The following is a 26,825-nucleotide window of genomic DNA, read 5'->3' as shown; positions in this document are numbered from 1 at the left end:
CCCGGGCCGCCCCGCTGGGCCGCCCCGGTCCCACGTGTCAGCTGGCCGGGGGCGTCAGCGGCGCGTCGAGCGGGTGGTCCTCGCCGTAGAGCATGGCCTGGACCGCGCGGTGGGACTTGGGGTTGACGACGATCGGGGCGAACAGGTTCATCGTCGCCTTGTCCTTGCCCTGCGCCATGTTCACGATGGCCAGGATGGCGCCGTCCTTCTCGTCCTCGATCTGCAACGACTTGGCGGTGTCACCGTCGATGGTGGCGTCGTAGTCGGGGTAGAAGGGCATGGGGTCGGCCAGCACCAGCGCGAGGTCGGGGTCCGACGTCGAGCGCATGGTGAAGAACATGCCGTCGTCGTCGAGCGGTTCCAGCTCGAAGGCGGTGTGCTGATCGAACCCCATGAGGGGAGTGACGAACTCGATCTTGGGTTTGGTGTCGGAAGCGATGCTCACGTCGATCCCTTCATCTGCAGTAGCCCGGGAGCACTCTCCCGACGGCTCGGCCAGTACTGACAGTAGCGGAAATGTCGCTGTGCGTCGCGGTGTTCGTGTCGTCCCACGGGAACGCCGAACGCCCCGCCGGAGGGCCGGCGGGGCGTTCGGGACGGGGCTCGACGCGGCGTGTCAGGCCGCCAGCAGGGGGGCCCGCAGCGGCAGGTCCGTGCCGACCAGGACGGTCTGCGCCGCCCGCAGCGTGCGGTGGTTGATCACGATGGGGGCCAGCAGGTTGACCGTGGCTGTCGCGGGGTCGTCCCCCACGTTCACCACGGTGAGGACCGCCGCCTCCGAAGCGTCCCGCAGGTCCAGCGCCGCCACCGTCTCGTCGTCGATCTCCGGCGCGTACCCGGGGAAGAACCTCCCCGGGGCCAGAACGACGAGCCGGACACCCGCGCCGTCCGCAGCGCGCAACGAGTACAGCGAGCCCTCCTCGTCGAGCGGGACGAGGTGGAAGGCGGAGTGCTCGGCCAGGCCCATGAGGGGCGAGACGAACTCGATCACCGGGGCGGACACAGGCGAGTCGGTCATGAGGGTCACTCTAGGAACTCCGGGGGCAGGAGGTGGGGTCGGGACGTTCGAGGCGGGAGTGACTCAGCGGAGGAAGTCCAGGAGGGAGGTCTGGACCGTCTTCGCCGTCACCTGCAGCGCGGCCTGGTAGGCCACGTTCTGCTGGGTGAACTCCACGTACGCCTTGGCCGGGTCGACGCCCTGCACGTCGTTCAGCTGCGCCTCGAGGTAGGCGAGCTGGTTGGCGTTGACCTCCTCGGCGTGGTCGAGCTGGTTGGTGCGGGCACCGATGGTGGCCATGGCGTTCGTGGCCCTGGTGATGCGCCCGTCGATCGTGCTCAGGGCACCGGCCACCGCGGTGGTGTTGCCGGCCGTGACGTTCGCGGCCAGGGTGTCCAGCTCGGCGAACAGGTTCGCGCCGTTCTGCGTGCCGTAGACGGTCTCGCCGAGGATGTTGACCGTCATCTTCACGCCGGGGGAGATGGTGCGCTCGACGGCGCCGGAGTCACCGGCGTAGGCGTAGGGCGTGCTGCCGGCGTAGGCGGTCGCACCGGCGGTGGTACCGCCGAACACCGCACGACCCTGGTACGGGGTGTTCGCGTCGCCGAGGATCGTCTCCTTCAGCGCGGTGATCTCCGCCGCGATGGCCTGGCGACCGGTCTCGCTCAGGGCGCCGTTGTTCGCGCGGACGGCCAGCTCACGCACCTTCTGCAGCGCGTTGGTGGTGCTCTGCAGCGCGGGCTCCTGCGTGGTCATCCACGCGCGGGCCTCGTCGAGGTTGCGGCCGTTCTCGGTGTTGACCGCGATCTGGTCGTTCAGCCGCAGGGCCGCGGCCGCCCGCACGGAGTCCTCCGACCCCTTGGGCAGCGAGGTGCCGCTGGTGATCTGGTCCTGCAGCTTCGCCATGCGGGTCTGGGTGTTCTGCAGGTTGGTCAGCGCGTTCGTGGCGATGCTGCGCTGGGTCACGCGTCCGAGCATGATCAGTTCCTTCGGTCGTCAGAGGGTCAGCGGACCATGTTGAGGAGCGACTGCAGGGCCTCGTCCATGGTGGTGAGGACCTTCGCGGCCGCCGAGTACGCGTGCTGGTAGGCGACCAGGTTGGTCATCTCCTCGTCCAGGTTGACGCCCGAGACGCCGTCGCGGACCGCGCTGGACTTCAGCGACACCTGCGCGGACAGCTCGGCGCGGTTGGACGCGGACTGGGTCGAGGCGGCGAGGTTGGTGACGTTGGTGCGCCACTCCGACTTCACCCCGGCGAAGGCGGAGGAGACCGCCTTGGCGTAGGTGCGGTCGGCCGAGGTGCCGCTGCTGTCGCGGAGGCCGCTGGTGACGGCCACGGTGAGCTGGGAGGCGTCGACCTTCGCGGTGGTGTAGCCCGGGGCGCCGGCGTCCCAGCCGCTCGCCACGCTCTGGAAGAACGTGCCGTCGTACGCCTTGTTGACCGTGTTCGTCAGCGTCGTCGCGAAGTCGTCGAGGTCGCTCTTCTGGTCGACCAGGGTCTTGTTGGCGCCATCCAGCGTGGCCTTCAGCGAACCGGCCGCGGGCTCCGCGACCTGGCCACCGATGCTGAGGACCAGCTGGTTGCCGATCTTCTGCGCCCCGGCGGCGACCGCGGTCTTGTCGGTGGTGCTGACCTGCACGCCGACCGTCAGCTCGTGGGAGACGTCGCCGGTCACCAGGGCCGCGTTGCCGACGAGGACGTCGACGGTGCCGTTCTCCCGGTTCACCACGCGGGAACCGGTGAGGTCGGAGAGCTGGTTGAGCAGCTGGTCGCGCTGGTCCATGAGCTCGTTGGCCGAGGCGCCGTTGGCCAGCGTCTCGCGGATGCCGGCGTTGAGCTTCGCGACGTTCTTCGCGATGGTGCCGGCCTGCGTGGCGAGCGTGTCGGCCTGCAGACCCAGCTGGTCGTACTGCTCCTCCAGCTGGCTGTTCATCCCGACGACCTGCGTCGCCACCGTCTGGCTACGGGTGATCACCAGCGACTGCGCGCCGGCGAGACCGTCGGTGCCGCTCTTGGAGGCGAGGTCGTTCCACGCCGAGGACAGGTCCTTGAGGTTCTCGCTCAGGCCGCTGGCGCCGGTGTCGCCCAGGACGTTCTCGACGCCGGACCAGATGGTGGCGGCCGTCGCCTGCTCCTGCGCGGCGGCGGAGTCCTGACGGGCGGTGGCGGTGGCCAGCGCGTCGGAGACCCGGCTCAGGCCGTTGACGACGACGCCGTCGCCGGGGACGTGCTTCTGGGTGAACTGACCGGTCTGGTTCAGCACGCTCGCGGACTGCTCGACCCGCTGGCGGGAGTAGCCCGGGGTGTTGACGTTGGCGATGTTCTGCCCGGTCGTCTCCATGCCGAGCTGGGCGGCGCCCAGCGCGCGGCGGGCGGTGTTGATGCCGGAGAAGGTGCTCATCGGGGGTCCTCTCAGATGGCTTTGTCGACGAAGTGGGCGCGGGATCCGCCGGTCGACTCGACCGTGTTCTTGCCCCGGGCGGTGTAGGTGTCGAGGGGCTTGTCCAGCCCGAGCAGCGTCTCACGCAGGGCGCGGGAGCCGGCGTGCAGCAGGTCGCGGTTGGCGTCGGCGAGGTCCTGGATCTCCGCGGTGAGCGTCAGGAACGCGTCCCGGTGGCTCTTGAACAGCTCACCCCACGGCTCGGGGGCGGCCTCGGCGATGGCGCCCAGGCTGGGGCCGGGCTCCAGGCCCAGCTCGGGGGCGGCCGCATCGACCTCGACGGCCCGCAGGAGCTCGGTGGTCCGGATCTGCTCCATGACGAACTCGACCTCGCGGGTCGCGTGCGCCAGCCAGCGGGTCCGGCCGCTGGCCAGCACGAGCTGCTCCTCCTCGAGCTTGAACAGGAGCAGCTCCAGGAGCTCCCGCTCCTTCCAGAGGATGCCGGAGACCTCAGCCAGGCCCATGCGTGTCCTTCCCCGATCCGATCGTCAGTCGTGCTCGAGCCGTCCATCGGCGGCCGCTACCACGAGCTGAGCGCCGCGGGGACCGAACCCGGTGACGGGGTCGGTCAGCTCCCCGCCTTCTTGATGAACTGCGCGTTCTTCGTCGGCTTGCGCAGGTAGTAGGGCCGGCCGTCCTCGCGGGCGGTGCGCAGCTCCTGGTGCAGGACGCGCGCCTCCTCCTCCAGGGCGCGGTTGACCGCGGCCTGGTCGATGCTGTGCTCGCGCTCGCGCGCGATGTGGTCGTTGCGGCCGATCTCATGCTCGACGTCGAGGAAGTTCTTCGCGCACAGCGCATAGAGCGCACTGATGCGCTCCCCGTTCACGTCGGCGTAGTGGTCGATGAAGGACGGCGTCAGGCGCCCCTTCTTGTGCGCGAACTCCAGGTCGCGGACGACCTGCCACAACGGCTTCACGACGTTCCCTCCAGCCCCACGAAACACAGGCGCACCACCGGTCGCGGTGGAACGCTCCGCCTAGTCTCGGCTGGTTCAACCCCTCCGCTGAAGCACACTGCGCCGTTCGAGACGGGCGTCACCCGGTCGGGGCGGTCCACGACGGCCCGTGACGCCCTCCCACCCGTCCGGAGCAACGCCGGGCGGCGGGAGTGTCACCCGTTCGGCGCTCAAGTCCGGGGCGGGTGTCTGCCGAGAAGGGGGGTGTGACCGCAGACACCGCCTTCGCCACCCGGGAGCTCCCCATGGTCGAGCTCACCGCCGCCGAGCGCCACGCGCTCGTGGAGAAGAACCTGCCGCTCGTCGGCTACATCACCAGCGAGTTCATCGGCCGTCTGCCGTCGCACGTCAGCCGCGACGACCTCACCTCGGCGGGGCTGATGGCGCTCTTCCAGGCCTCGCAGGCCTACGACCCCAACACCGGGGTCCCCTTCAACCGCTACGCGAACACCCGCATCCGCGGCGCGATCCTCGACGACCTGCGTGGCGCCGACTGGGCCTCGCGCGGGGTCCGCAGCCGGCAGCGCAAGCTGAGCCAGACCGAGGACAAGCTCACCGCCGAGCTGGGCCGCACGCCGACCGGCGCCGAGCTCGCCGCCTCCCTCGGGGTCACCGAGAAGGAGGTCACCGAGACCCGCGACGAGGCGCAGCGCTCCATGGTCCTGTCCATGCAGGGCTTCACCGCCGACGGCGCTTCCCTCGACGACCACCTGCCCACGCACACCCCCGGCCCGGAGCAGGAGCTGCTGCACCGCGAGCGCCTGGGCTACCTGCGCTCGGCGATCGCCTGCCTGCCGGAGCGGCTGCGGGTCGTCGTGGAGGGCTACTTCATCCAGGAACGGCCCATGGCTGACATCGCCGAGGAGCTGGAGGTGTCCGAGTCGCGGATCTCGCAGATGCGCGCCGAGGCCCTGGTGCTGCTGCGCGACGGCATGAACACCCACCTGTCGCCCGAGATGGTGGCCCGCGCCGCCGGCTCCGGTGCTGCGGTCAAGCGCAAGGAGGCGTACTACGCCGCGGTCGGGACGCAGAGCGACTTCCGCTCGCGCCTGGCGCTGTCGGCCTTCGCCTCGGTGGGCGTCCAGCCGGCCCGCCGCTCAGCCTGACCGTCCGCGTCGCCTGCTCGACCGAGGCCCCGTTCCGACCCCGTCGGAGCGGGGCCTCGCTCGTTCCTCACTTACCGCGACAAGCCGTGACCCTGCGTGCTTGAATGGAGGTGCGGGGTTCCGTTCGCGGAGCCACGTCGACTGGTGGGCCGCCGCGACCGTCGTGCCTGGAGGGACTCCAGGTGGTCGAGGTGCGGGTGATCGAGAAGGGTCACCCGTTTGCCACGGGACGAAGGGCTCAGGTCCCGGACCCACGAGCCGATGAAGAGAGTGTCAAGCCACGGATGGCAGACACGAAACACGTCAGACCCCACATCACGGAGGAATCGTCATCATGGGTCTTCGCATCAACAACAACATCGCGGCCGTCAACAGCTACCGCAACCTCGCCGCCACCGACAAGGCGCAGAGCTCTTCGCTGGAGAAGCTGTCCTCTGGGTTCCGCATCAACAAGGCCGCTGACGACGCCGCCGGCCTCGTCGTCTCCGAGGGCCTGCGCTCGCAGATCAACGGTATGACCCAGGCCGCCCGCAACGCGCAGGACGGCGTCAACGTCGCCCAGACCGCTGACGGCGCCCTGAGCACCTCCACCTCGATCCTGCAGCGCATGCGCGACCTGGCCGTCCAGGCGTCGAACTCCGGTTCGCAGGATGCGGACGCCAAGGCTGCAGCCAACACCGAGTTCAGCCAGCTCAAGAGCGAGCTCGACCGCATCTCGAACACCACCTCCTTCGGTGGCCAGAAGTTGCTCGACGGCAGCTACAACGGCTCGTTCCAGATTGGGGCCAACAACTCGGCGAACGACCGGCTGAACATCAACCTCGGTTCCTCGGTCTTCGGGCCTGTCACCGCGCAGGTTAACGGCGTCCCGACCCAGTACACTGCTACGGCCGGTTTCGCCTATGCCGCCGGTGACAAGATCACCATTGCCGATGGATCCAAGTCGGTCACGCTGACGGTTACCACCACGACGACCAACGCAACGGACTTGCTTGCGGACCTCACCACTGGTGCGAACGGGACCGCGCTTGCCGGTAAGTTCAACCTGGCCAGCACGGGTGCGGCAAACCTGACGGTGACCCAGCCCACGGCTGGCGCCTCGGGTGCTATCACCGTCGGATTCCGTAAGACGGACAACACCTTCGGCAACATGACCGGCAGTGTCACCACTGCCGGGACTGACACCACGTACGCTTCGGCTAGCGGCTTCAGCTCGTCCGGACTCGGTCTTCAGACCAGTAACCTCACGGGCCCGGGCTCTGCTCAGACTGCTATCGCGGAAATCGACAACGCGCTCAAGAGCGTTTCGACTGCCCGTGCATCTGTTGGTGCGATCCAGAACCGCTTCGAGCACGCGATCAACAGCCTCAACGTCTCGATCGAGAACATCACCGCATCGGAGTCGGCCATCCGCGACACCGACATGGCCAAGGAGATGACCAAGTTCTCGAAGAGCCAGATCCTGTCCCAGGCCGGCACCTCCATGCTGGCGCAGGCGAACTCCTCCTCGCAGAACATCCTCTCCCTGCTGCGCGGCTGATCATCGCTTCTCTGAGGCCCGCCGGCGGTAGCTGAACGGACCTCACCCAAGCGGGGGCACCGGTATCCCCGGTGCCCCCGTTTGTCATGTCCCGATGCGACAACCCACCGGAAAGGGGGGTCTGATGTCCAGCATCTCGTCCACCGTTGACGGTCTCGTCAGCGGCCTCAACACCACCAGCATCATCAACTCGCTCGTCTCCGCGGACGCCGCCACCCAGACGCGGTTGAAGAGCACCGTCAGCACTGCCCAGCTGAAGGTGGCCGGCTACCAGTCGGTCAACACCAAGATGACGGCCTTGCAGACGGCCGCCGAAGCGCTGCAGAAGGCCACGGCCTGGAGCCCGGTCAAGGCGACGTCCTCCAACGAGGCGGTCACCGTGACGACGGACAGCAAGGCCGGCAGTGGATCGCTCACCGTGAACGTCGTGAAGCTCGCGTCGGCTCGCACGGCCGTCAGCGAGGAGTTCGCTCTCACCGACGGCAAGGTGGACCCGTCGACGCTCAGCTACCCGCTGGACGTCGTGAAGTCCGATGGGTCGTACGTCACCCTCAAGCCGAACACCGGTACCTTGGACCAGGTCGCAGCTGCGATCAACGAGGCGGGCCAGTTCGGCATCAAGGCCGTCGCCATCCGCGTGTCCGACAACAAGTACCGCCTGCAGATCACCTCCACCGACTCCGGGTCCAAGGGCGATTTCAAGCTCGTCCCTCACACCGGAAGCGGCAGGCCGGAGGGGACCGTGGCTACGCCGGGGAAGATTACCTTCGCTCCGGGTGACTACGCTGCCTTGTCGACCGTCGAGAAGGCGCAGGGGATCGATGAGCTGAGCCCCGCGCAGGACGCAGAGATCACCATCGGCAAGACCAACCCGATCACGGTGACCTCGTCCTCGAACTCGTTCAAGGACGTCATGCCGGGCGTGTCCCTCGCCGTCACCAAGGAGGCGAGCAGCGTCACCGTCGGGGTCACCTCGAACCCGGAGGCGATCGCTTCCGCGATGCAGTCGCTGGTCGACGCCGCCAACGCCGCCCTGAGCGACATCACTCTGCAGACGCGCCCCGGCGCGGTCGGCGCGGACGGCAAGGTGACCGGTGGCGGGACCCTCAAGGGTGACAGCGCGTTGCGGGCGCTGAAGGCGCAGATCGTCGATGCCGTGACCAGCGCCGTCGGAGGGAACTCGTCCGCGGCGACCTTCGGACTCCAGATCGACAAGACCAAGGCGACCACGTCGAACATCGGTCTGTCGTTCGACAAGGCGAAGTTCTTGGAGGCCCACGCCAAAGACCCGGTGGGTGTCCAGGCGCTCGTCTCGGGTGCCTCGCTGCCGGCGCCCAAGGTGGGCGAGCCGGCGCGCCCGGACGGGATCGTCGAGCGGATCGCTCGGGTCGCCAAGAGCGCCACCGACTCGGTCACGGGAACCATCACCTCGGCCATCAGCGGTCAGAACTCCTCCATCGGGGACCTGACAAAGCGGATTGCGGACTGGGACACCCGGCTGGCGGACAAGCGGGCCTACTACCAGAAGTACTACGGTGCTCTGGAAGTGGCACTGGGCAAGCTGCAGAGCCAGTCCACCTGGATGGCGGGCCAGCTGGCCGGCCTGGGCTGATCGCAGCACCACGACGGGAGGGCCGGTCCGACGCGCACGCGTCGGACCGGCCCTCTTCGCGTGTGCGGGTAAATCCTTGACTCGCGGGCCGGGCTGCCGATGAAGGGGCAGATCCCGCACACCCACGGAGGAATCTCGCATGACCGCTATGACGTCTCGCAGCCCCCGGGCCGGCCGCTACCTCAGCGACAGCCTCTCCACCGCCAGTCCGGCCACGCTGCTCGTCATGCTCTGGGACCGTCTTGTGCTCGACCTCAAGCGCGGCGAGGACGCCCAGCGCGCCGGCGACCGTGAGACCGCCCACACCAACCTCATCCACGCCCAGGACATCATCCGCGAGCTGCAGGTCGGCCTCGACGTGGAAAAGTGGGACGGTGGCCCCGGCCTGATGGCTCTCTACACCTGGATGGTGCAGGAGCTCGTCGCCGCGAACATGTCCGGTGACGCCGACCGCACCGCCGTCGTCCGCGTCGAGACGGTCGAGCCGCTGGCCGAGGCGTGGCGCCAAGCGGCGCTGGAGAGCCTGACCGGCGTTCCGGCCGCCCGGTGACGACTCCCGTCGGCCCCGTCGAGGGGATGTCCGGCGACCGCTGGCGCGACGCGTGGGGTGCGGCGCTGGCCGATGTCGAGGTCGGTGTCGCTGAGGCCGAGGATCTGCTCGCCCGGATGCACGACGGTGACGAGAACGTTCCCGAGGAGCTGCTGAACCCGCAGGATTGGATCGCACCCAGCCTGCAGGGGCCGCTGCCGATGGAGTTCAGCGACCGGGCGCGTCGGCTGCTGCAGCGTCACCTGGAAGTCAGCGAGCGCCTCGCCGAGGCGCTCGTGCAGGTGCGCAACCAGCGTCGGGCGCTAAGCAAGATGGAGCGGGCCGAGCGCCCGCCCGTCTTCTTCGACAAGGCGTTCTGAACGATCCACCACTCAGAGGGTGGGCTCCGACCCCACGGGTCGGTGCCCACCCTTCGGTGTTTCCCGGCTCACCCGATCGCCGTGACCCGCTCGGCTCATCACGTGGACCCCTCTCGCACCCGATGCCTTCACCGACGGAGATCATCGAGAGACCGGGGTGGGCGCTGTGGCACGACGCGGGTGGGTTCCGGCAGTGGCGGGGGTGGCCTCGCTGGCCCTGGGGGCCGGGGCGTTCACGGTCTTCTCGGGCGCCTCCGTGGCGATCGCCGACGGCTTCGGGCCCGGGGACGGCCTGCACCGCTTCGTGGTGCGGGCTTCGGACCCGCTGGCGGGCGCGAGCGGCCTGCCGGCCGTCGACGCGCAGCTGCACGCCGCGGCGACGGCGAGCCTGGGCCCGTCCGGGCACCTCGAACTGCACGTCGGGCGCACCTGGTACGTCACCGACGACTCCTCCCGCCCGGTGTCGCAGCCCGGAGCGCCTGTCCTGCAGCAGGTCCCCGGTGAGGTCGACGCCGACCTGCTGACCGCGCTGGGGCAGGTCCCGGGCGTCCGGTCGGCGCAGATGCTGGCCGACGGCACGGCGCTGGTCGCCACGTCGGGCACGGCCGCCGACCTGCGGGCCGTCCCCGGCGTCACCGACGTCGCCGACTCCGCCAGCGGGGAGGTCGCCGCCGGACCCAACGACCCGATGTACAGCCCGTACGGCTGGAACCTGGAGAACACCGGCTCCAACGCCTTCGGACAGGCCGCCGTCGCCGGCGTCGACGTCGACGCCCCCGAGGGGTGGACCGCCACCACCGGGGCCGGGACCGTCATCGCCGTCGTGGACACCGGCTACGACTCCGACCACCCCGACCTCGCCGCCGCGCTGTGGAACAACCCGGCGTGCGGGTCCGACGGCGACGGTGACGGCATCACGGGGGACTGCCACGGCTGGAACTTCGTCACCGGCACCGCCGACGTCGACAACGGCAGCGGCGGCGAGCACGGCACCTCGGTGTCCGGGGCCGCGGCCGCCCGCGCCGGCAACGGCCAGGGGTCGGCGGGCGTCGCCCCCGACGCGAAGATCATGCCGCTGGTCATCGGGACCGGGCACGGCGTCGACGTCAACCTCGGCGCCCAGGCCATCCGCTACGCCGCCGACCACGGCGCGACCGTGATCAACGCCTCCTGGGGCGGCGCGGTCACCGGCACGGCCCTGGCGAACCTGCAGACCGCGGTCCAGTACGCCGCGAGCAAGGGCGTCCTCGTCGTCGCGGCGGCCGGCAACGACAACGCCGACCGCGACACCGTCCCGATGTACCCGGCCAGCCTCACCGAGGAGAACGTCCTCACCGTCGGGTCCCTCGCGGCCGACGGTTCCAAGGCGGCCAGCTCGGCGTTCGGACGCACCAGCGTGGACCTGTTCGCCCCCGGGAAGCTGGTCCTCGTCCCGACGAACGACGGCAGCTTCCAGCTCGTCAGCGGCACCTCGATCGCCGCCCCGCAGGTCGCCGCCGGCGTCGCGATGTACGCCTCGGTGCGCCCCGCGACCGGCACCCCGGTCGACCGGATGCGCTCGCTGCGCGCCGCGCTGCTCGCCGACACCGTGGCCCAGCCGAACCTGCCGGCCCTGTCGGTCAGCGGCGGGCGCCTGTCCCTGGCCCAGTTGAGCGCCGACGCGGAGGTCGCGTACCGCTTCAGCGGTGCCGGCACCGTCGCGGGCAGCACCCAGAACCCGGTGATCAGCGTGCAGGGCGGCCCGACCACCGGGGTCCACACGCTGCGGGTGGGGATCCTCAGCCGCGAGGACGGGGACCTGTGGGGCGTGTCCGGCCTCGACGTCACCGTCGGCGGCACGCCGTACACCACCGACACCCGCGGGGAGTTCGACGTGGACCTGGGGACGACCTCCTCGGTGTCGCAGTCGTTCTCCCTGGGCACCGCGCTGCCCGACGGGGAGTACCTCGTCACCGCGCAGCTGCTGCGCGACGGCACGGCCCTGACCCGGCCGTGGGCGGCGCCGCTCATCGTCTCCGACACCCCGGCCAGCACCCCGACCGTCTCGCCCAGCACGTCGGCCGGCGCGTCCCCGAGCACCACGGCGACGACGCCCGCGCCGTCGGGCACCTCCACCGGCACGAGCGCCCCCACGCCCGGTGCGACCACGACCGCGCCGGGGTCCTCCCCGTCGAGCACCGCCCCCTCGGCCGCGCCGACCACCGCGCCGACCACGGCGCCGACCACCGCGCCGTCCCAGCAGCCGACCGGGACGGTCACCACGGCTCCCACCACGGCCCCGACCGCTGCGCCCACCACCGCGCCGACGTCCGCGCCCAGCGTCACGGCGACGACGGACCCGACCGCTGGGAGCACCCCGAGCAGCCCCGCCACCACCCCCGGCGGCCCGACGGCCGGTCCGTCCAGCTCCAGCACGCCCTCGACGACCGCCGCGCCGTCGGTCCCGTCCGCCCCGCCCTCGGCGGCGCCCACGCCGGCCCCGACCAGCACCTTCCCCGCCGTCGGCCGCTTCGCGGTGACCTCGCTGAGCCCGTCGACGGTCTCGACCGCCGGGGGCGCCCTCGTCACGATCCGCGGCACCGACCTGGACCAGGTGGGGACCGTCCGGATCGGTGACTCCGCGACCGCGACGATCGTCTCGGCGTACCCGTCGCAGCTGCAGGTGCGGGTCCCGGCGCGCGTCGCCGGCAGCTACGACGTGACGCTGTTCCCGAACGGCAGCGCCGACCCGGCCGACGGCAGCGTCCTGCCCGGTGCCCTGACGTACGCCGCCCCCGCCGGCTCCGCGCCGTCGGCCTCGCCCACCGGCGCCGCGCCCACGGGCGGTCCCACGTCGGCGCCCTCGGCTCCATCCTCCACGCCGTCGTCGTCCACCTCGGCGCCGTCCACGCCCTCGGCGTCGACGACCTCGTCCACGACGGCGTCCCCGGCCCCGACCACCCGGTCCCGCGACGGGCTGGCGCTGGTGCGCCGGACCGACCTCGGTGACCCGTCGGCGGCCTTCGCCACCAGCGCGTGCGAGACGTCCTGCGCGGGGGCGCACCTGTGAGCAAGGGAACCGTCCGATCCATCAGCAGAGCGGCTCGTTGACGACGGATCAACGCACATCCGTTGGTAACCTCGGTCCGTGGTGACGGGCGGCTGGGTGGCGATCGGCCACGAGGCGCACCCCTGGACCTCGCGCGTCCCCGCCGACCTCGTCTCCCGCCGGGTGCGGGAGTCCCACACGGGGGAGTACCGGGCCGCGGTCCTGCCGCCCGTCGCCCACCTCGACCCGGTGCTGCCGCTGGGGCTGCTCGCGGAGGCCGAGCGGGCGGCGGGGCTCGTCACCCGCTTCGACGCGGAGAGCGCGGGGAACCCCGTGCCCTTCTCCGCGCTGCTGCTGCGCTCGGAGTCCGCGTCCAGCTCCCAGATCGAGAACATCACCTCCGGCGCGAGGGCGCTGGCCGTCGCGGCCCTCGACGCCCAGGACGCGACCCGCAACGCCGGCCTGGTGCTGGGGAACGTGCGGGCCATGGAACGGGCGATCGCCACCGCGGAGCTCGACGCCGGCGCCGTGCTGGCGATGCACCGCGACCTGCTCGCCGAGTCCGCGCCCGACCACGCCGGCACCTGGCGGCGCGAGCAGGTCTGGATCGGGGGCAGCGGGTACGGCCCGCACCAGGCCGAGTTCGTGCCCCCGCACCACGACGCGGTCCCGGCCGCGATCGAGGACCTGATGACCTTCGCGGCGCGGCGGGACGTCCCGGCCCTCGTCCACGCCGCCCTGGTGCACGCGCAGTTCGAGACCGTCCACCCCTTCGTCGACGGCAACGGCCGCACCGGCCGCGCCCTCGTGCACGTCCTGCTGCGCCGCCGCGGCCTGGTCCGGCAGACCGTCGTCCCGGTCTCCGCCGGTCTGCTGCGCGACGGCGAGCGGTACGTCGCCGCCCTCACCGCCTACCGCGCCGGGGACGTGGAACCGATCGTGCGGTGCTTCACGGCCGCGGCCGAGCACGCGGTCGTCCACGGCCGCGAGCTGCTGGCCGACCTCGCCGACGTGCGGGAGCGGTGGCGGTCGGTCGTGCGCGCCCGGCAGGGGGCGGCGGCGTGGTCGGTCCTGGACCTGCTGTTCCGCCAGCCCGTCCTCGACGTCGACACGGTCGCCCGCGAGGTCGGGGTGTCGACGGTCAACGCGGCGAAGGCGCTGGCCACGCTCACCGGCGCCGGGGTCGTCGTGGAGTTCTCCGGCCGGCGGCGCGACCGGCGCTGGCAGGCGCCGGAGATCCTCAGCGCCCTCGACGAGTTCGCCCGGCGCGCCGGCCGGCGGGCCTGACCGCACCCGTGCGCGTCCCCCGCAGGAGACGGCACGCACGTCAACACCGTGTAAAGAGTGTGTGACGCACGAAACACTCCGGCGGTTCCGGCCGATGCTCTGTCGAAGGCGTGGACAGGCGCCCACGGACGACCGACGGGAACGACCATGACCAGCACCCGCACCACCTCGCGGACCACCCTCGCCGCGTGCCTCGTGCTGCAGGGCACCACCGACACCGCGACCCTGGCGCCGGCCCTGGAGCAGGACCTGCGGGGGCTGGTGGACGTGGCCGACGAGGTCGTCGTCTACGACACCGCCGACCACCTCGCGCCCGGCAGCGCCGCTTTCGACGCGACCCTGCACCCGGCGGTCACCGTCGTCTCCGGCTTCTGGGCCGACGACCGCGACCGGGCCCAGGAGGCCGCGCTGGCGCACGTCGGCGCCGACTGGGCGCTGTGCGTGCTGGCGGGGGAGCGGGTCACGGCTTCGCCGGAGGCGCTGCGGCAGCTGCTGAGCCACGCCGTGGACCTCCCGGCGATGTCGGTGCGCGTCGACGACGTCGTCCGCGGCACCCACCGCTCGGCGCGGCTGCTGCGCAACGGCAGCGGCGCGCCGGCGCGCGCGGGAGAGCTGGCGGAGGTGCCGAGCGCGCTGCTGACCGTGCGGCAGCCGGTGGCGACCACGGCGAGCCTGCCGGCGCAGCGCGGGGTGTTCGACCGGGTCTGACCCGGGCGCCCGCGCGGGGTGCGCGGCTAGGCTGGGCGCGACCCGGAGGAGGTGTCCCGTGACCGAGCAGCCGACCACGCTGTCCACCGTGGGGCGGTCCCTCAGCTGGGAGGAGTACGAGAGCCTTCCGGAGGACCCGCGTGCGGAGTACATCGACGGTCGTCTCGTCGTGAGCCCGAGCCCCAGCGAGCAGCACCAGCTCATCGCCCTGGAACTGACCTGGCTGATCAAGGCGGTCCTGCCGGCGACGCACCGGGTCAACACCGCGTGGGCGTGGAAACCCGGCCGGGACGAGTTCATCCCCGACGTGGTGGTGTACGACCTCGCCACCGCGCGCGCCGGATCGGGCGCTCGCTTCACCGGCACCCCGGAGCTGGTGGTGGAGGTCCTGTCCTCCAACCGCGGCGACGACCTGGTCTGGAAGAGCGCGAAGTACGCTGCCGCCGGCCTGCCCCGGTACTGGATCGTCGACCCGCGCGACGAGCGCGTCACCGCGTACGCGCTGGTGGACGGCATCCTCACCCCGACCGCGACGCTGGGCCGCGGTGACGTCGCCGACCTCGACGTGGGCGTGGCGACGGTGCGCGTCGACGTGGACGCGCTGCTGGGCTGAACGGCCCGCGGGCCCGGCTCAGTCGCCCGAGACCGAGAAGTGCTGGTAGTCCTTCAGCGACCGCCAGTCCCCGCCCCAGGAGAACCCGTGCTCGGCGAAGGCGTGGACCACGGCGTCCCCGGCGAGGACGACGCCCGGCGCGGGGCGGCGGTCCACGAAGGCCCGGCCGGCCTCGGGGAGCACCGTGGTCCCCTTGACGTAGGGGTTCTCGACGGGGTTGAGGTCGATCGCGGTGCCGTAGGAGTGCTCGGAGAAGCCGGTGCCGCCGGTGGTGGCGCGGCAGTTGAACCCCGAGGTGTTGTCGGCGGCCATGGAGGCGTCGTCGGAGCCGCCGAACGCCTCGACCGGTTCCATCCGCGCCACGGGGAACCGCAGCGCGTACAGCTGCGCGAAGATCGCCGTGACGGGCCCGGCGACGTCGGCGTGCACGACGATCCGGCCGGTGGAGGCGCGGCCGGTGAGGTCGACGGTGGAGACGGTGACGACGCGCAGCCGCTCGGGCCCGACGGGGCAGCCGGGCCGCCAGGACGCGGACAGGTCGGCGGCGGTGACGGGCGCGGTCGTGGACGTGAACGCCGGCAGCGCGGGGGTGCGCAGCGACCGGGACTGCCGGGGGACCTCGACCGCCGCCCCGGGGGCCGAGGCGGCGGGTGCCGCGCAGCCGGCGAGCAGCGGGACGAGGGCGAGGACGGCGACGCGCAGACGGCCCATCACCGAACGTTAGCCGTTGGTCACCCGGACGCGGGGTGCCGACACGTCCACGGTCCGAGCGCGGGGCAGACCCGCCACGACCGCGAGGAAGAGGGCGGGGCCGGCCATCTCGCAGGCCTCCTCCAGCGTCTGCAGGGTGCCCAGCAGCAGCCCCTGCTCGCTGAGCCCGGCGTCCGACAGCGCGTTGGCCACCATCTCCAGGCCGACCGAGCCCCCCACGTACAGGGCCCCGCCGAGCAGGACCAGGCCCGCGGTGCGCCGCGGCAGCGCCGCCAGGAACCGGGCGTACAGGACCGCCACGACCGCGACGGCCGGCAGCGCCGCGGCGACCCAGGCGTACTTGAAGACGCCCCCGTCGCCCACGAGCGCGGTCATCGGCCCGACGAACCGCTCGTGCAGCCCGACCAGCTCGTCCAGGGACAGGTAGCAGAACCCCGCGCCCAGCACCGTCCAGTGCCAGCGCCACGGCTGCCGCCCGGCGAACGCGCGACGGCCGGCGTCGCACGTGACCAGGCCCGTCACGGTGAGCAGGACGGCGGAGAACCAGGACGGCAGGTTGGTCTCGGCGTTGACGTCGAAGAACTTGCGGGCCGAGACCACGACCGGCGCGTCGACGCCGAGCCCCACGGTCAGCAGCAGGAACGCGTAGCTGGTCAGCGTGAGCGCGGCGACGACCGCGAGCAGGCCCAGCAGCAGCCGGCGTGGGGAGATGGTGACCTCGAGCACGGTGGGTGACCCCCCGATCGAGCCCGGCGCGGTGGCGCTGGGCGGGACCACAGGTTAACCACGGATGAACCAACGGTGAACCGAACGGGCTAGGCCGATCGGGTGAGTTCCGGCACCGGGACCAGCCGCCCGTCCCGCACGTCGTACACCCGGCCCGCCCGGTCCACGCCCTCCTCGCGGTGCGCCAGCAGCAGCACGGCCCGGTCGGCGCGGGCGTCGAGCAGGTCGGCCACCAGGCGCGCCCCGGTCGCCGCGTCCAGCCCCTCCGACGGCTCGTCGAGCACCAGCACCCGCACGTCGGCCAGCAGCGAGCGGGCCATCGCCAGGCGCCGGCGCTCGCCGCCGGACAGCGGCGCCCCGCCGTCGCCGAGCCGGGAGTCCAGCCCGTGCGGCAGCGCCGCGAACCAGTCCTGCAACCGCACCCGGTGCAGCACCTCCACCAGCGCCTCGTCACCGCTGCCCGGCGCGGCCAGCAGCAGGTTCTCCCGCAGCGACGTCGCGAAGACGTGCTCGTCGTCGCCGACGCGGCCCACCAACGACCGCACGTCGTCCCCGGCCAGCTCCCGCACGTCCACCCCGTCCAGCAGCACCGACCCGGCCGCCGGGTCCAGGAACCGCTGCAGCACCGCGGCCAGCGTCGACTTCCCCGACCCCGACGGGCCGCGGACCGCGACGACGTCCCCGGCGGCCAGGTCCAGGTCCACCCCCCGCAGGCACGGCCCGTCCCAGCCGGCGACGAGCCCGCGCAGGCTCAGCACGAGCTCGCGCGGCGCGGGCAGCGGCCGCGGGTCGGCGCGTTCGACGGCCGTGACCGGAGTGGCCAGCAGCGCCGCGGCGCGCGCGTCGGCGCGGCGGGCCCGTTCGCGGGCGCGGGCGGTCTCGGGCAGGGCGCGAGTGGCGTCGGCGACGCTCACCCCGGCCAGCACGGCGGCCGCGACCCAGGCCAGCGGGGCCTGCGAGGTGCCGGCGGCGGTGGCCAGGCCCAGCACCACCAGCCCGGTCCCGGCGGCCGACAGCGCGGCGGTCGCCCCGGCGGCGCGGGCCCGCCGGCGCTCGGCCCCCGCCAGCGCGGACTGCCTGCGGCGCACCACCTCCAGCGGCCCGGCCGCCTCGAGGGTCTGCAGGTCCTCGACGGCGTCGAGGGTCTCCACGGTGGCGCTGGCCAGCGCGCCGACGTCCTCGCGGTGGGCCTGCTCGCGCCGTTCGGCCGCGGCGGCCACCGCCGGGGCCAGCAGCCCGGCCACGGCCAGCCCGGGCAGCGCGGCCAGCGCCAGCCGCGGGTCCAGGACCGCCGCGGCGGCCAGGGCGACGACGACGGCCAAGGCGGTCACCGTCGCGGGGTGCCGGGCGCGCAGCAGCCCGTCCACGCGGGCGTCGACGTCGTCGGCCAGCTGCACCAGCAGTTCCCCGGCCCGGCCGGACCGCCGGCGCGACAGCGGCCCCGGCAACCGGGGGATCAGGGCGGCGACGACGTCGGAGCGCCAGCGGGCCAGCCGGGAGAACGCGACGTCGTGGCTCAGGAGGCGTTCGGCGTAGACCAGCAGCGGGCGGGCGGTGGCGCTGGCGCGCACCAGGACGGCGGCCACCGACAGCGTCAGGACGGGGGGCCGGTCGGCGGCGGTGACGAGCAGCCAGGTCGCGGCGGCGGTGAGCGTGGTGGCGGCTAGCACCGCGGCGACGCCGGTGACCACGGCCAGCGCCCCCAGCCGGCGCCCCTTCACCGGCGGCACGGCCGGGGTGGTCCCGGTGCGGGGGACCGGTCGCGGGGCGGGGGCCTCGGCGGGGGCCTCGGCAGGGACCTCGGCGGCGGGCCGGGTCAGGGTGGTGGTGCGGTCGGCCGCCGCCAGCAGGGCGGGGCGGTGGGCCACGACGAGGACGGCGCAGCCGTGCTCGTGGGCCAGGGCGCGCAGCGTCGCCACCACGGCGTCCTCACCGGCGGGGTCCAGGTGGGCGGTCGGCTCGTCCAGGACCAGGACGGTGCTGCCCAGCGGCACGGACAGGAAGGTGCGGGCCAGCGCGACGCGCTGACGCTGCCCGGCGGACAGGCCCGCGGCGTGCTCGCCGAGCGCGGTGCCGGGGTCGAGGTCGGCGGCGGCCGCGGCGGCCAGGGCCCAGCCGACGAGCTCGTCGGGGGCCTCGCGCCCGGCCCGGACGGCGTCGGCGACGGTGGTGGCGTGCGGGAACTCCGGGCGCTGGGGCAGGTGGGCGACCCGCCCCCGGGGGTGCGCGACGGAACCGGCCGAGGGCACCAGCACCCCGGCCGCGACCCGGGCGGCGGTCGTCTTGCCGGCCCCGCTGGGCCCGGCGAGGGCGTGCAGCTCACCGGGCGGCACGTCGAGGTCGAACCCCTCCAGGACGGGCGAGCCGTCGGCGCGCGCGACGGCGACCCCGCGCAGCCGCAGCCCGCCGGCCGGTTCCCCGGCCGGTTCCCCGGCCGGGTCGGCGGACTCGGGCACGACGGCGGTGAGGACCTCGTCGACGTCGGCGACGACCGAGGCCGCGTCGGCGGAGTCGTGGAACCGGGCGCCGACCTCGCGCAGCGGCCGGTAGGCCTCGGGGGCCAGCAGGATCACCAGCAGGGCGGTGTGCAGGTCCAGGGTGCCGCCGGCCAGCCGCATCCCGGCGGTGACGGCGACCAGCCCCACCGACAGGGTGCCGACGAGGTCGAGGGCGGTGGAGGACAGGAACGCGACCCGCAGCACCGACATCGTGGCCCGGCGGTGGGCGTCGGTGGTGGCCGCGACGGCGGCGACCTGCCGCTGCGCGCGCCGGTGCGCGCGCAGGGTGGGCAGGCCGCGGACGGTGTCGAGGAAGTGGGCGGCCAGGGTGCGCTGGGTGCGCCACTGCCGGTCCGCGCGGGCCTGGGTGGCCTTGCCGAGCAGGACGGCGAAGACGGGGACCAGCGGCAGCGTCAGCAGCACCGTCAGCGCCGAGCGCAGGTCGGCCAGCGCGAGCAGCACCAGCACCGCGGGGGGCAGCAGCACCCCGGGCACCAGCGCCGGGACGTACCGGGTGAACCAGCCGTCCAGCGCGGGCAGCCCCTGGGTGAGGACGGCGCTGAGCCGGCCCCGGCCGAAGCGCTCGACCCAGGCGGGACCGAGGGCGAGGGCGCGGGCCAGGACGCGGGTGCGCAGGTCGTCGCGGACGGCGGTGGCTGTGCGCTGGGCCAGGCGCGCGGTGGCCCAGGAGGTCAGGACGCGGCCGGCGACGGTGGCGGCCAGCAGGCCCAGCCCGCGGCCGGGGTCGGTGCCGTCGTGCAGGGCCACGACGAGGTCGGCCAGCGCGAGGGCCTGGGTGACGAGCAGGCCCGCGGCGGCGACCTCGACGGCGGCCAGGGCCGCGATCCCGGCCCGGGCGGGCCGGGCGTGCCGCAGCAGCCGGGGGTCGACCGGGCCGCGGGGGCGTTCTGAGCTCACCGGCCCACGCGGACCCGGCGGCGGGCGGCGGGGAAGCCGGTGGCGACGCGGCGCCGGAACACCCAGTACGACCAGGCCTGGTAGGCGATCACGCCGGGCAGGATCACCAGCCCGGCGACGGTGATGAGCTGCAGCGCGCCGTCGGAGGCGGCCGCCGCGCGCAGGGTGACGTCACCGGCGGGCGACAGCGTGCTGCGCAGGAGGACGAACGAGCCCTGGCCGAGGTGGGCGGTGAACACCGCCACGACGGTACCGGCCACCGCGAGCGTCGTCGCCGCGAACGCCAGGGCCTCCGAGCGCCGCCAGGCGGCGACCGCGGCGAGGGCGAGCAGCGCCGCGACCCCGGCGACGGCGGCGTGACCGGCGGCGATGAACAGGGCCAGCGCGACGACGGTCAGGGCGGGGGCGGTGGCGACGGTGAGCCGGCGGGCCCGCTCGCGCAGGACGCCGGTGGTGCGCAGCGACAGGAACGTGGCGCCGTGCACGGTGGTCAGCAGGACCCCGGCGAAGCCGCCGAGCACGGCCCACGGCCCGAACAGCGGCTCCAGGGAGCGCCCGAGCCCGCCGCCCCAGCCGTCGACGTGCACCTCCCCGTCGGCCGACAGGGCCAGCCCGGAGACCAGGACGCCCAGGACGGCGCCCCACGTCCCGGCCAGCAGCAGCGAGCTGGTGGCCAGGGCCGCGTCGCAGCGGCGCCGCCAGGTGGCGGTGTCGTGCTTGCCGCGGAACTCGATCGCGACGCCGCGCACGGCCAGCAGCAGGAGCAGGGCGATCATCGGCAGGTACAGGCCGGACAGCAGCGCGGCGTACCAGTCGGGGAACGCGGCGAAGGTGACGCCGATCGCGGCGACCAGCCACACCTCGTTGCCGTCCCAGACGGGGCCGACGGTGCGCACGGCGGCGCCGCGCTCGGCCTCGGTGCGGCCCAGCAGCGGGCCGAGGAAGCCGACGCCGAAGTCGAAGCCCTCCAGGACGAAGAACAGCACCCAGGCCAGGACGGTGACGGCGTACCAGAAGACGGGCAGGTCCACGGTCGTGCCTCTCAGTAGCTCGTGGCGAGTTCGTCGTCGGACCCCGCCGGCGCGGGGGTGGGCAGCTCGGGCAGGCCCTTGCGGACGAGCCGGACGGCGAGCTTGACCCAGACGTAGGCCAGCGCCCCGTAGACGAGGGTGAAGGCGGCCAGGCTGGCGGCGATCTCGGCGAAGCTCAGGCCGGGGGAGACGCCGTCGGCGGTCTTGAACAACCCGAACACCAGCCAGGGCTGGCGGGCGGTCTCGGTGAAGATCCAGCCGAAGGAGTTGGCGAACAGCGGCAGCAGCGGCAGCAGGCCGACCGACCACAGCAGCCCCTGGGCCAGGCGCGGGTCGGGGTCGAGGTCCCGGGCGCGGCGGGTGACCCACAGGTGGACCAGGGCGACGAGCGCGGCGAACATCCCGACGCCGATCATCAGCCGGAAGCTCCAGAACGCGACCGGGATGGAGGGGGTGTAGTCACCGGGGCCGAACTGCGCGGAGTAGGCGTCCTGCAGGTCCTTCAGCCCGAGCACCTGCGCGGTGAAGGACCCCTTGGCCAGGAAGGACAGGAAGCCGGGGACCTCGACGGAGAACGTGGGGTCGTCGCTGCCGAGGGGGGCGTAGGAGAAGATCGAGAACGGGGCGCCGCTGGTGGTGCGGTAGAGCGCCTCGGCCGCGGCCATCTTCATCGGCTGGACCTCGGTGATGACCTTGCCGAGCAGGTCGCCGCTGACGGCGACGAGGGCGCCGCCGGCCAGGGTGGCCCAGGCCCCGAAGCGCGAGAGCGTGTGGAACGCGGCGAACTCGGCGGTGCCGCGGGCGTACTGCCCGCGCAGCAGGTGCCAGACGCCGACGGCCATGACGAGGGCGCCGCCGGCCATCACCGCGCCGGCGTAGGTGTGCGGGAAGGCGGCGAGGTTCAGCTCGTTGGTCAGCAGCTCGAAGAAGTTCCCCAGCCGGGCCCGGCCGGTCTCCTCGTCGATCGTGTACGCGACGGGGTTCTGCATGAAGGAGTTGGCCGCGAGGATGACGAAGGCGCTGATGGCGGTGCCGATCGCGACGACCCAGATGGTGGCGAGGTGGACCAGGGCGGGCAGCCGGTCGCGGCCGAACCACCACAGGCCCAGGAAGGTGGCCTCGAGGAAGAAGGCGAGCATGCCCTCGACGGCCAGGGTGGGGCCGAACACGTCGCCGTAGAAGCGGGCGAAGGCGCTCCAGGACAGGCCGAACTGGAACTCCTGGACCAGGCCGGTGACGACGCCGACGGCGAAGGTGGTCATGAGCAGCTTGCCGACGAGCAGCGACAGGCGGCCGTAGGTGTCGTCGCCGCCGCGGGCGACGCGGCGCAGGTGGGCGGTCTGCAGGAGCGCGGTGAACAGCGCCAGGCTGATCGACAGCGGGACGAAGAGGTAGTGGTACAGCGTGGTCACGGCGAACTGCAGCCGGGTCAGCGCCTCGATGGTCACCGCGGGTCCTGCCTTCCTCTACGACGTCCTGTCGTACTTACGACCGAGTGTAGTACGTCCATCGGTAGTACGACGGGTCGCGTTCACCGGTGTGCTTGACGTAACATCCCGCCGTGGCCCTGGGAGAACTCGAACGCGACGTGATGGACCGGCTGTGGGCGGCCGACGGCCCGCTGACCGTCCGCGAGGTCCACGAGCAGCTCGCCGAGCACCGCAAGATCGCCTACACCACCGTCATGACCGTCCTGGACCGCCTCGCCAAGAAGCACGTCGTGCGCCAGGAGCGCGAGGGCCGCGCCTTCCGCTACACCCCCGCCGCCACCCGCGAGCAGATGGTCGCCGAGCTCATGCTCGACGCCCTCGGGGGAGTGCCCACCGTCGACGACCGCCAGGCCGCGCTGGTCCACTTCATCGGCGGCGTCTCGCCCGCCGAGGCCGCCGCCCTGCGCGAGGCCCTCGACGCCCTCACCGGCCCCGACCGCGGGGACGCGACCCCGGCGTCCTGACGCGCGGTGCGGGCCCCGTGGCCGACCCCGTAGGTTCTCCCGGGTGACAGCCGTCTGGTTCGCAGCACTGGCGCTGCTCCTGGCGGGTCCCGTCCCGGCGCTGCTGGCGCGCGCCCGGTGGACCTGGCAGGTCCCGCGCGCCGCCCTCGTGCTGTGGCAGGCCGTCGCCCTGGCCGCCGTGCTGGCCACCCTCGGCGCCGGGCTGGCCTCGCTGTCGCTGCTGTTCACCGAGGAACCCGGGTTCCCGTTCCTGGCCCGCCACGGCTTCGTCCAGACCACCCTCATCGGCCTCGGCTCGACCCTCGTCGCCATCGTCACGGTCCGCTTCTGGATCGTCGCCACCCTCGTCGGCGTCCGCACCCGCCGCCGCCGACGGCGGCACCGCGACCTGGTGGACCTGCTGCACCGCAAGGAGTCCGTCTCCGAGGTCGACGCCGCGCTGCTGTCCGAGACCGGGGTCCGCGTGCTCACCGGCCCCGGCCGCGTCGCCTACTGCGTGCCCGGGCGCCGCTCCCGCGTCGTCGTCTCCGACGCCATGCTGAACTCCCTGACCCCCGAGGAGGTCCGCGCCGTCCTGGCCCACGAGCGGGCCCACCTGCGCGCCCGGCACGACCTCGTGCTGGAGGGCTTCACCGCCCTGCACGCCGCCTTCCCGCGGTTCGTCTCCAGCCAGGCGGCGCTGGACTCGGTGCGGCTGCTGGTCGAGATGCTCGCCGACGACGCCGCCCGCCGGCGCACCGGCTCCCTGCCGCTGGCCCGCGCGCTGGTCTCGATGGCCGGCCAGCCCGGGGGGGACGCCGAGATGCCCGTCGGCTCCGCCGCGCTCGCCCGCGTCCGGCGACTGGCCGCCCGCCCCGCCCGCCGCGGCGTGTCGGTCCTGACCTACGCCGCCGCCGGGGTCGTCCTCGGCGTGCCGACCGTGGCCGTCGCCGTGCCGTGGCTGCAGCTGAGCTACCGCGCGCTCGCGCGCTGAGGGACCCGGGAACGGCAGCAGGCCCCGAGCCGGTGGGCTCGGGGCCTGCTGCGCGCAGGGCTGCTGCGCGCAGGGCTGCTGCGCGGAGGGCTGCTGCGCGGAGGGCTGCTGCGCGGAGGGCTACTGCTGCAGGAGGTAGACCTCCAGCTGCACGACCCCGGGACGGGGGGACTGGGCGTTGACCGCGCGCCAGAAGTCGCGCTTGGCCGACCCGGCGAAGACCCCCGGGGCGGCGACGTCGAGCTGGGCGTTGACCCGGCGGGCCAGCGCCGTCCCGGCCCCGGGGTCACCGGCGGTCCCGAAGGTCAGGACGAACGCGGCGCGCCGGCCCTGGGCGGCCAGCTCACCCACCGCGGCCGCGACCGAGGAGCGGATCGTGTCGTCGTTCGAGCCGTCGACGCTGACCTGCAGCACGACCGGGGCCTGCGCGACGCCCGCGGGCATCGAGGGCACCGGCGCGGGCGCGGCGGTCACCGTGACCGTCGGCACCGGGGTCGGCGCCGGGGCCGGGGCGACCGTGGCCGCGACCGGCCGCGGCTCCTCGGACCCGGCCGCCACGGCCCCGCCGGCGGCCAGGCCGATGATCGTCAGGGCCAGCAGGGCGTCGGCGAAGACCCACCCGGCCAGGCCGACCGTGGCGTTCTCGCCGCGACCGCGCAGGGCGCGGGCGCCGCGGACCGCGCGCCTCACTGCCCGACCCGCGCGTAGCGACGGGCGGCCAGGTCCTGCAGCGTGCGGGGCGCGACGGCCACGAACTGCTCCTCGACCTCGGGACGGACCTCGGGACGGACCTCGGGTTCGGGGGTGCGGTGCACCCGGCGCTGCGGCTCGGCCGCGGGGACCGGCACGCGCTCGGCGCGCGGCTCGGGCCGGACCTCCGGACGCGGCTCGGGGCGGCGCTGGGGAGCCGGGGCGTGCTGGACGGGCGCCGGGGCCGGCGGGCGGACGGCCGTGCGCTGCTGCTGGTGCTGCTGCTGGTGGTGCTGCTGGCGGGCCGAGGCCAGCGCGATCCGCTCCGGCAGGGCCTCGACCTGGTGCGAGAGCTGGTCCATCACCTGGTCGACGACGCTGCCCAGCTCGTGGTTCAGGGTCTGGGTCAGGTCCTGGGTCAGGGTGCGCGAGGCGTCGCGGTAGGCGCGGTTGACCTGGCGGACGTGGTCCTCACCGGCCATCGCCAGCGTCTGGGACACCGCGCCGGAGACGTCGTCGCGCAGCGTGGAACCGATGCTGCGCAGCGCGCGGCCGGTGGCGTCGGCGTGCTCGTGCTGGACGGTCTCCAGCCAGCGCGGCACCGACCGCATGTCGTGGGCGGCCTCCACCAGGCGGTTCTCGATGCCCCGCCAGGAGTCCAGGACCTCGTTCTGGGTGGCCAGCAGGTCCGCGAGCCGCTCCTCGTGCCGGGCGCGGCGGTCGGCGGCCTCGGCCGCGGTGGCCAGGACGCGGCTGGCGGTGCCCAGGGCGGCCTCGGCGGCCTCGGAGGTGCGCTCGACGTCGCGGCGCAGCGTCTCCATCGTCACCGCGGCCTGCTCGGCCGAGGCGGCGACGTGCTCGCTGAACGCCTCGCCGGTCATCGTCGTCACCTTCTGGACGCTCTCGGCGACGGTGGCGTGCATCGTCTCCACCGACTCGCGGGCGGTGGTCGACAGCGCCGCGACGTGGCCGGTGACGGCCTCGCCGAAGTCGGCGGAGTGCCTGCTCATGGTCGCCGCGGCGGTCGACAGCTCGGTGATCGACTCGCGGGTCTGGGTGCTGAGGGCCTCCACGGCCGAGGAGACGCCCTCGACGGCGGACAGGACGCGGTCGCGGCCCTGCAGCCCCTCGCGCAGCGCCTCGGCGGTGCCGGCGCGGACCTGCTCCAGGTGCTCGGTGAGGGTCTGCGTCGAGGCGGCCAGCGTGCGGGTGTGCTGGTCGCGGTCGGCGGCGATGAGCTCGCCGTGGCGGGAGACGGCCTCGGTGACGGCGCCGCTGAGCTGCGTCGCGGCGCGCGCCACGTCGGCGCCGCCGGCGTTGGCGGCCTCGGCGGCGGTGATGGCGTGCTGGGCCGAGGAGCGGACGGTCGCGACGAGCTCGCTGGTGTCGGCGTGCAGCCGGATCGTCTCGGAGACCAGGCGGCCCAGCTCGGTCAGGCCGCGCTCGAAGTGCGCGCCGAGCTGCTCGGCGGCGTTGCTGCGGTGCGGGGCCAGGACCAGGGTGGCGCGGGCGGCGAAGGCGCGCAGGAGCTGCCGGTGGGACTCGTCGGCCTGCAGGGCCGACACCTCGTCCAGGCGCTGGCGGCGGTCGGTCATGACGGCCGCGACGATCGCGGCGGTGATGAGCGCGACGGCCAGCTCGGCGACGCGGTCGAGGGAGAAGAAGGTGCGCCCGCCGAACCCGTCCAGCCACAGCTGCAGGAACGACTCCCCGCCGTCGGCCTCGCCCGCGGCGCTCATGGCCCCGTAGGCGCGGCCGGCGAACAGCAGGCCGATCCAGGTCACCATGATCGGCGCGAAGACCAGGACGGTGCGCAGCGACCCCGACCGCAGGACGCTGCGGCGCTCGACGGTGGGGGCGGCGACGGCGCCGTCGACGTCCAGCAGGTCGAACAGGTCGGCGTCGGCCCAGCGGCCCAGCCGCCCGTCCCCGCCGTCGGCCTCGGTCCGGACGGCGGACGTCAGCTCCCGCAGCACACCGGCGCGGTGCTCGGCCGGTTCGGTCGCCGCCAGCTGCGCGGCCTCGTCGGCCAGCAGGGACAGCTCGCCGGGTTCGCCGGTGGCGGTGGAGCGTTCTGCGTCGTCCATGGGGTGGCGGTTCCTGTCGTCTGGTGGGAGGTGACGGGTGT

At 73.6% G+C, this 26,825-nt stretch carries 24 protein-coding genes; 11 read left to right on the top strand and 13 right to left on the bottom strand.

The window, feature by feature from the left end:
- Positions 1-37: 37 nt before the first annotated feature.
- The 6 genes from ACRYM6_RS19745 to ACRYM6_RS19720 form a co-directional block, all read right to left on the bottom strand.
- Positions 38-445 (bottom strand): flagellar assembly protein FliW, encoded by a 408-nt coding sequence (locus ACRYM6_RS19745; RefSeq protein WP_432544597.1) that lies wholly within the window; start codon positions 443-445, stop codon positions 38-40.
- A 171-nt stretch (positions 446-616) separates the two neighbouring features.
- Entirely contained in the window at positions 617-1,018 is a 402-nt protein-coding gene (gene fliW / locus ACRYM6_RS19740; protein ID WP_432544596.1) for a flagellar assembly protein FliW, read from the bottom strand.
- Positions 1,019-1,081: 63 nt separating this feature from the next.
- Positions 1,082-1,975 carry a flagellar hook-associated protein FlgL gene (gene flgL, locus ACRYM6_RS19735; RefSeq protein ID WP_432544595.1) on the bottom strand — a complete coding sequence of 298 codons (894 nt, stop codon included), beginning with the start codon at positions 1,973-1,975 and terminating at the stop codon, positions 1,082-1,084.
- Between the two features lie 26 nt (positions 1,976-2,001).
- The gene (flgK, locus tag ACRYM6_RS19730; RefSeq protein WP_432544594.1) at positions 2,002-3,399 is read right to left on the bottom strand and encodes a flagellar hook-associated protein FlgK; all 1,398 of its coding nucleotides are present in this window, start codon (positions 3,397-3,399) and stop codon (positions 2,002-2,004) included.
- 11 nt (positions 3,400-3,410) lie between these two features.
- Positions 3,411-3,902 (bottom strand): flagellar protein FlgN, encoded by a 492-nt coding sequence (locus tag ACRYM6_RS19725; protein ID WP_432544593.1) that lies wholly within the window; start codon positions 3,900-3,902, stop codon positions 3,411-3,413.
- Between the two features lie 104 nt (positions 3,903-4,006).
- Positions 4,007-4,354, bottom strand: a complete 348-nt coding sequence (locus ACRYM6_RS19720) for a hypothetical protein (RefSeq protein ID WP_432544592.1) — start codon at positions 4,352-4,354, stop codon at positions 4,007-4,009.
- Positions 4,355-4,599: 245 nt separating this feature from the next.
- On the opposite strand from ACRYM6_RS19720, the gene ACRYM6_RS19715 reads away from it, so the two are divergent.
- The 9 genes from ACRYM6_RS19715 (at position 4,600) to ACRYM6_RS19675 (ending at position 15,196) form a co-directional block, all read left to right on the top strand.
- Positions 4,600-5,499: a sigma-70 family RNA polymerase sigma factor gene (locus ACRYM6_RS19715; RefSeq protein WP_432544591.1), complete on the top strand. Its 900-nt coding sequence runs from the start codon at positions 4,600-4,602 to the stop codon at positions 5,497-5,499.
- A gap of 334 nt (positions 5,500-5,833) precedes the next feature.
- Positions 5,834-7,039 carry a flagellin N-terminal helical domain-containing protein gene (locus tag ACRYM6_RS19710; RefSeq protein WP_432544590.1) on the top strand — a complete coding sequence of 402 codons (1,206 nt, stop codon included), beginning with the start codon at positions 5,834-5,836 and terminating at the stop codon, positions 7,037-7,039.
- A 124-nt stretch (positions 7,040-7,163) separates the two neighbouring features.
- On the top strand, positions 7,164-8,651 hold the full coding sequence (gene fliD, locus ACRYM6_RS19705; protein ID WP_432544589.1) for a flagellar filament capping protein FliD: 1,488 nt from the start codon (positions 7,164-7,166) through the stop codon (positions 8,649-8,651).
- A 148-nt stretch (positions 8,652-8,799) separates the two neighbouring features.
- Complete coding sequence (gene fliS, locus ACRYM6_RS19700) at positions 8,800-9,201, top strand: flagellar export chaperone FliS (RefSeq protein WP_432544588.1); 402 nt, start codon at positions 8,800-8,802, stop codon at positions 9,199-9,201.
- Complete coding sequence (locus ACRYM6_RS19695) at positions 9,198-9,560, top strand: hypothetical protein (protein WP_432544587.1); 363 nt, start codon at positions 9,198-9,200, stop codon at positions 9,558-9,560. Before fliS ends, ACRYM6_RS19695 begins: the two co-directional genes overlap by 4 nt.
- Positions 9,561-9,753: 193 nt before the next feature.
- A complete protein-coding gene (locus tag ACRYM6_RS19690; protein ID WP_432544586.1) occupies positions 9,754-12,609 on the top strand; it encodes a S8 family serine peptidase in 2,856 nt (951 codons plus the stop codon).
- 78 nt (positions 12,610-12,687) lie between these two features.
- On the top strand, positions 12,688-13,875 hold the full coding sequence (locus tag ACRYM6_RS19685) for a Fic family protein (protein ID WP_432544585.1): 1,188 nt from the start codon (positions 12,688-12,690) through the stop codon (positions 13,873-13,875).
- A gap of 147 nt (positions 13,876-14,022) precedes the next feature.
- On the top strand, positions 14,023-14,583 hold the full coding sequence (locus ACRYM6_RS19680; RefSeq protein ID WP_432544584.1) for a glycosyltransferase family protein: 561 nt from the start codon (positions 14,023-14,025) through the stop codon (positions 14,581-14,583).
- A 58-nt stretch (positions 14,584-14,641) separates the two neighbouring features.
- Positions 14,642-15,196: a Uma2 family endonuclease gene (locus tag ACRYM6_RS19675; RefSeq protein WP_432544583.1), complete on the top strand. Its 555-nt coding sequence runs from the start codon at positions 14,642-14,644 to the stop codon at positions 15,194-15,196.
- A gap of 18 nt (positions 15,197-15,214) precedes the next feature.
- Here ACRYM6_RS19675 and ACRYM6_RS19670 read toward each other — a convergent pair whose 3' ends face one another.
- From ACRYM6_RS19670 to ACRYM6_RS19650, 5 genes are all read right to left on the bottom strand, one after another.
- A complete protein-coding gene (locus ACRYM6_RS19670; RefSeq protein ID WP_432544582.1) occupies positions 15,215-15,907 on the bottom strand; it encodes a M15 family metallopeptidase in 693 nt (230 codons plus the stop codon).
- Between the two features lie 9 nt (positions 15,908-15,916).
- Positions 15,917-16,633 (bottom strand): hypothetical protein, encoded by a 717-nt coding sequence (locus tag ACRYM6_RS19665; RefSeq protein WP_432544581.1) that lies wholly within the window; start codon positions 16,631-16,633, stop codon positions 15,917-15,919.
- 89 nt (positions 16,634-16,722) lie between these two features.
- On the bottom strand, positions 16,723-20,049 hold the full coding sequence (gene cydD / locus ACRYM6_RS19660; protein WP_432544580.1) for a thiol reductant ABC exporter subunit CydD: 3,327 nt from the start codon (positions 20,047-20,049) through the stop codon (positions 16,723-16,725).
- On the bottom strand, positions 20,046-21,080 hold the full coding sequence (cydB, locus tag ACRYM6_RS19655; protein ID WP_432544579.1) for a cytochrome d ubiquinol oxidase subunit II: 1,035 nt from the start codon (positions 21,078-21,080) through the stop codon (positions 20,046-20,048). Before cydB ends, cydD begins: the two co-directional genes overlap by 4 nt.
- Positions 21,081-21,091: 11 nt before the next feature.
- The gene (locus ACRYM6_RS19650) at positions 21,092-22,528 is read right to left on the bottom strand and encodes a cytochrome ubiquinol oxidase subunit I (protein ID WP_432544578.1); all 1,437 of its coding nucleotides are present in this window, start codon (positions 22,526-22,528) and stop codon (positions 21,092-21,094) included.
- A 113-nt stretch (positions 22,529-22,641) separates the two neighbouring features.
- Between ACRYM6_RS19650 and ACRYM6_RS19645 the strand changes: the two genes are divergently transcribed.
- Together ACRYM6_RS19645 and ACRYM6_RS19640 are read left to right on the top strand one after the other, a co-directional pair.
- The gene (locus ACRYM6_RS19645) at positions 22,642-23,034 is read left to right on the top strand and encodes a BlaI/MecI/CopY family transcriptional regulator (RefSeq protein WP_432544577.1); all 393 of its coding nucleotides are present in this window, start codon (positions 22,642-22,644) and stop codon (positions 23,032-23,034) included.
- Positions 23,035-23,077: 43 nt separating this feature from the next.
- The gene (locus ACRYM6_RS19640; protein ID WP_432544576.1) at positions 23,078-24,007 is read left to right on the top strand and encodes a M56 family metallopeptidase; all 930 of its coding nucleotides are present in this window, start codon (positions 23,078-23,080) and stop codon (positions 24,005-24,007) included.
- A gap of 120 nt (positions 24,008-24,127) precedes the next feature.
- Here the strand turns inward: ACRYM6_RS19640 and ACRYM6_RS19635 are convergent, their stop codons facing one another.
- Positions 24,128-24,697 carry a hypothetical protein gene (locus tag ACRYM6_RS19635; RefSeq protein WP_432544575.1) on the bottom strand — a complete coding sequence of 190 codons (570 nt, stop codon included), beginning with the start codon at positions 24,695-24,697 and terminating at the stop codon, positions 24,128-24,130.
- A complete protein-coding gene (locus ACRYM6_RS19630; RefSeq protein WP_432544574.1) occupies positions 24,694-26,784 on the bottom strand; it encodes a hypothetical protein in 2,091 nt (696 codons plus the stop codon). Before ACRYM6_RS19630 ends, ACRYM6_RS19635 begins: the two co-directional genes overlap by 4 nt.
- Positions 26,785-26,825 lie beyond the last annotated feature (41 nt).

Source organism: Kineococcus rugosus (assembly GCF_050871975.1).
Lineage (GTDB): Bacteria > Actinomycetota > Actinomycetes > Actinomycetales > Kineococcaceae > Kineococcus.
The sequence above is the reverse complement of the archived record's forward strand: the minus strand, read 5'-3'. Positions and strand labels throughout refer to the sequence as shown.

What these genes read in the sequence shown, in the direction of transcription:
- fliD (WP_432544589.1), top strand. Translation starts at nt 7,164, where the DNA reads ATGTCCAGCATCTCGTCCACCGTTGACGGTCTCGTCAGCGGCCTCAAC.
- ACRYM6_RS19710 (WP_432544590.1), top strand. Translation starts at nt 5,834, where the DNA reads ATGGGTCTTCGCATCAACAACAACATCGCGGCCGTCAACAGCTACCGC.
- flgK (WP_432544594.1), bottom strand. Translation starts at nt 3,399, where the DNA reads ATGAGCACCTTCTCCGGCATCAACACCGCCCGCCGCGCGCTGGGCGCC.
- fliS (WP_432544588.1), top strand. Translation starts at nt 8,800, where the DNA reads ATGACGTCTCGCAGCCCCCGGGCCGGCCGCTACCTCAGCGACAGCCTC.
- ACRYM6_RS19680 (WP_432544584.1), top strand. Translation starts at nt 14,023, where the DNA reads ATGACCAGCACCCGCACCACCTCGCGGACCACCCTCGCCGCGTGCCTC.
- ACRYM6_RS19630 (WP_432544574.1), bottom strand. Translation starts at nt 26,784, where the DNA reads ATGGACGACGCAGAACGCTCCACCGCCACCGGCGAACCCGGCGAGCTG.
- ACRYM6_RS19725 (WP_432544593.1), bottom strand. Translation starts at nt 3,902, where the DNA reads ATGGGCCTGGCTGAGGTCTCCGGCATCCTCTGGAAGGAGCGGGAGCTC.
- ACRYM6_RS19670 (WP_432544582.1), bottom strand. Translation starts at nt 15,907, where the DNA reads ATGGGCCGTCTGCGCGTCGCCGTCCTCGCCCTCGTCCCGCTGCTCGCC.
- fliW (WP_432544596.1), bottom strand. Translation starts at nt 1,018, where the DNA reads ATGACCGACTCGCCTGTGTCCGCCCCGGTGATCGAGTTCGTCTCGCCC.
- flgL (WP_432544595.1), bottom strand. Translation starts at nt 1,975, where the DNA reads ATGCTCGGACGCGTGACCCAGCGCAGCATCGCCACGAACGCGCTGACC.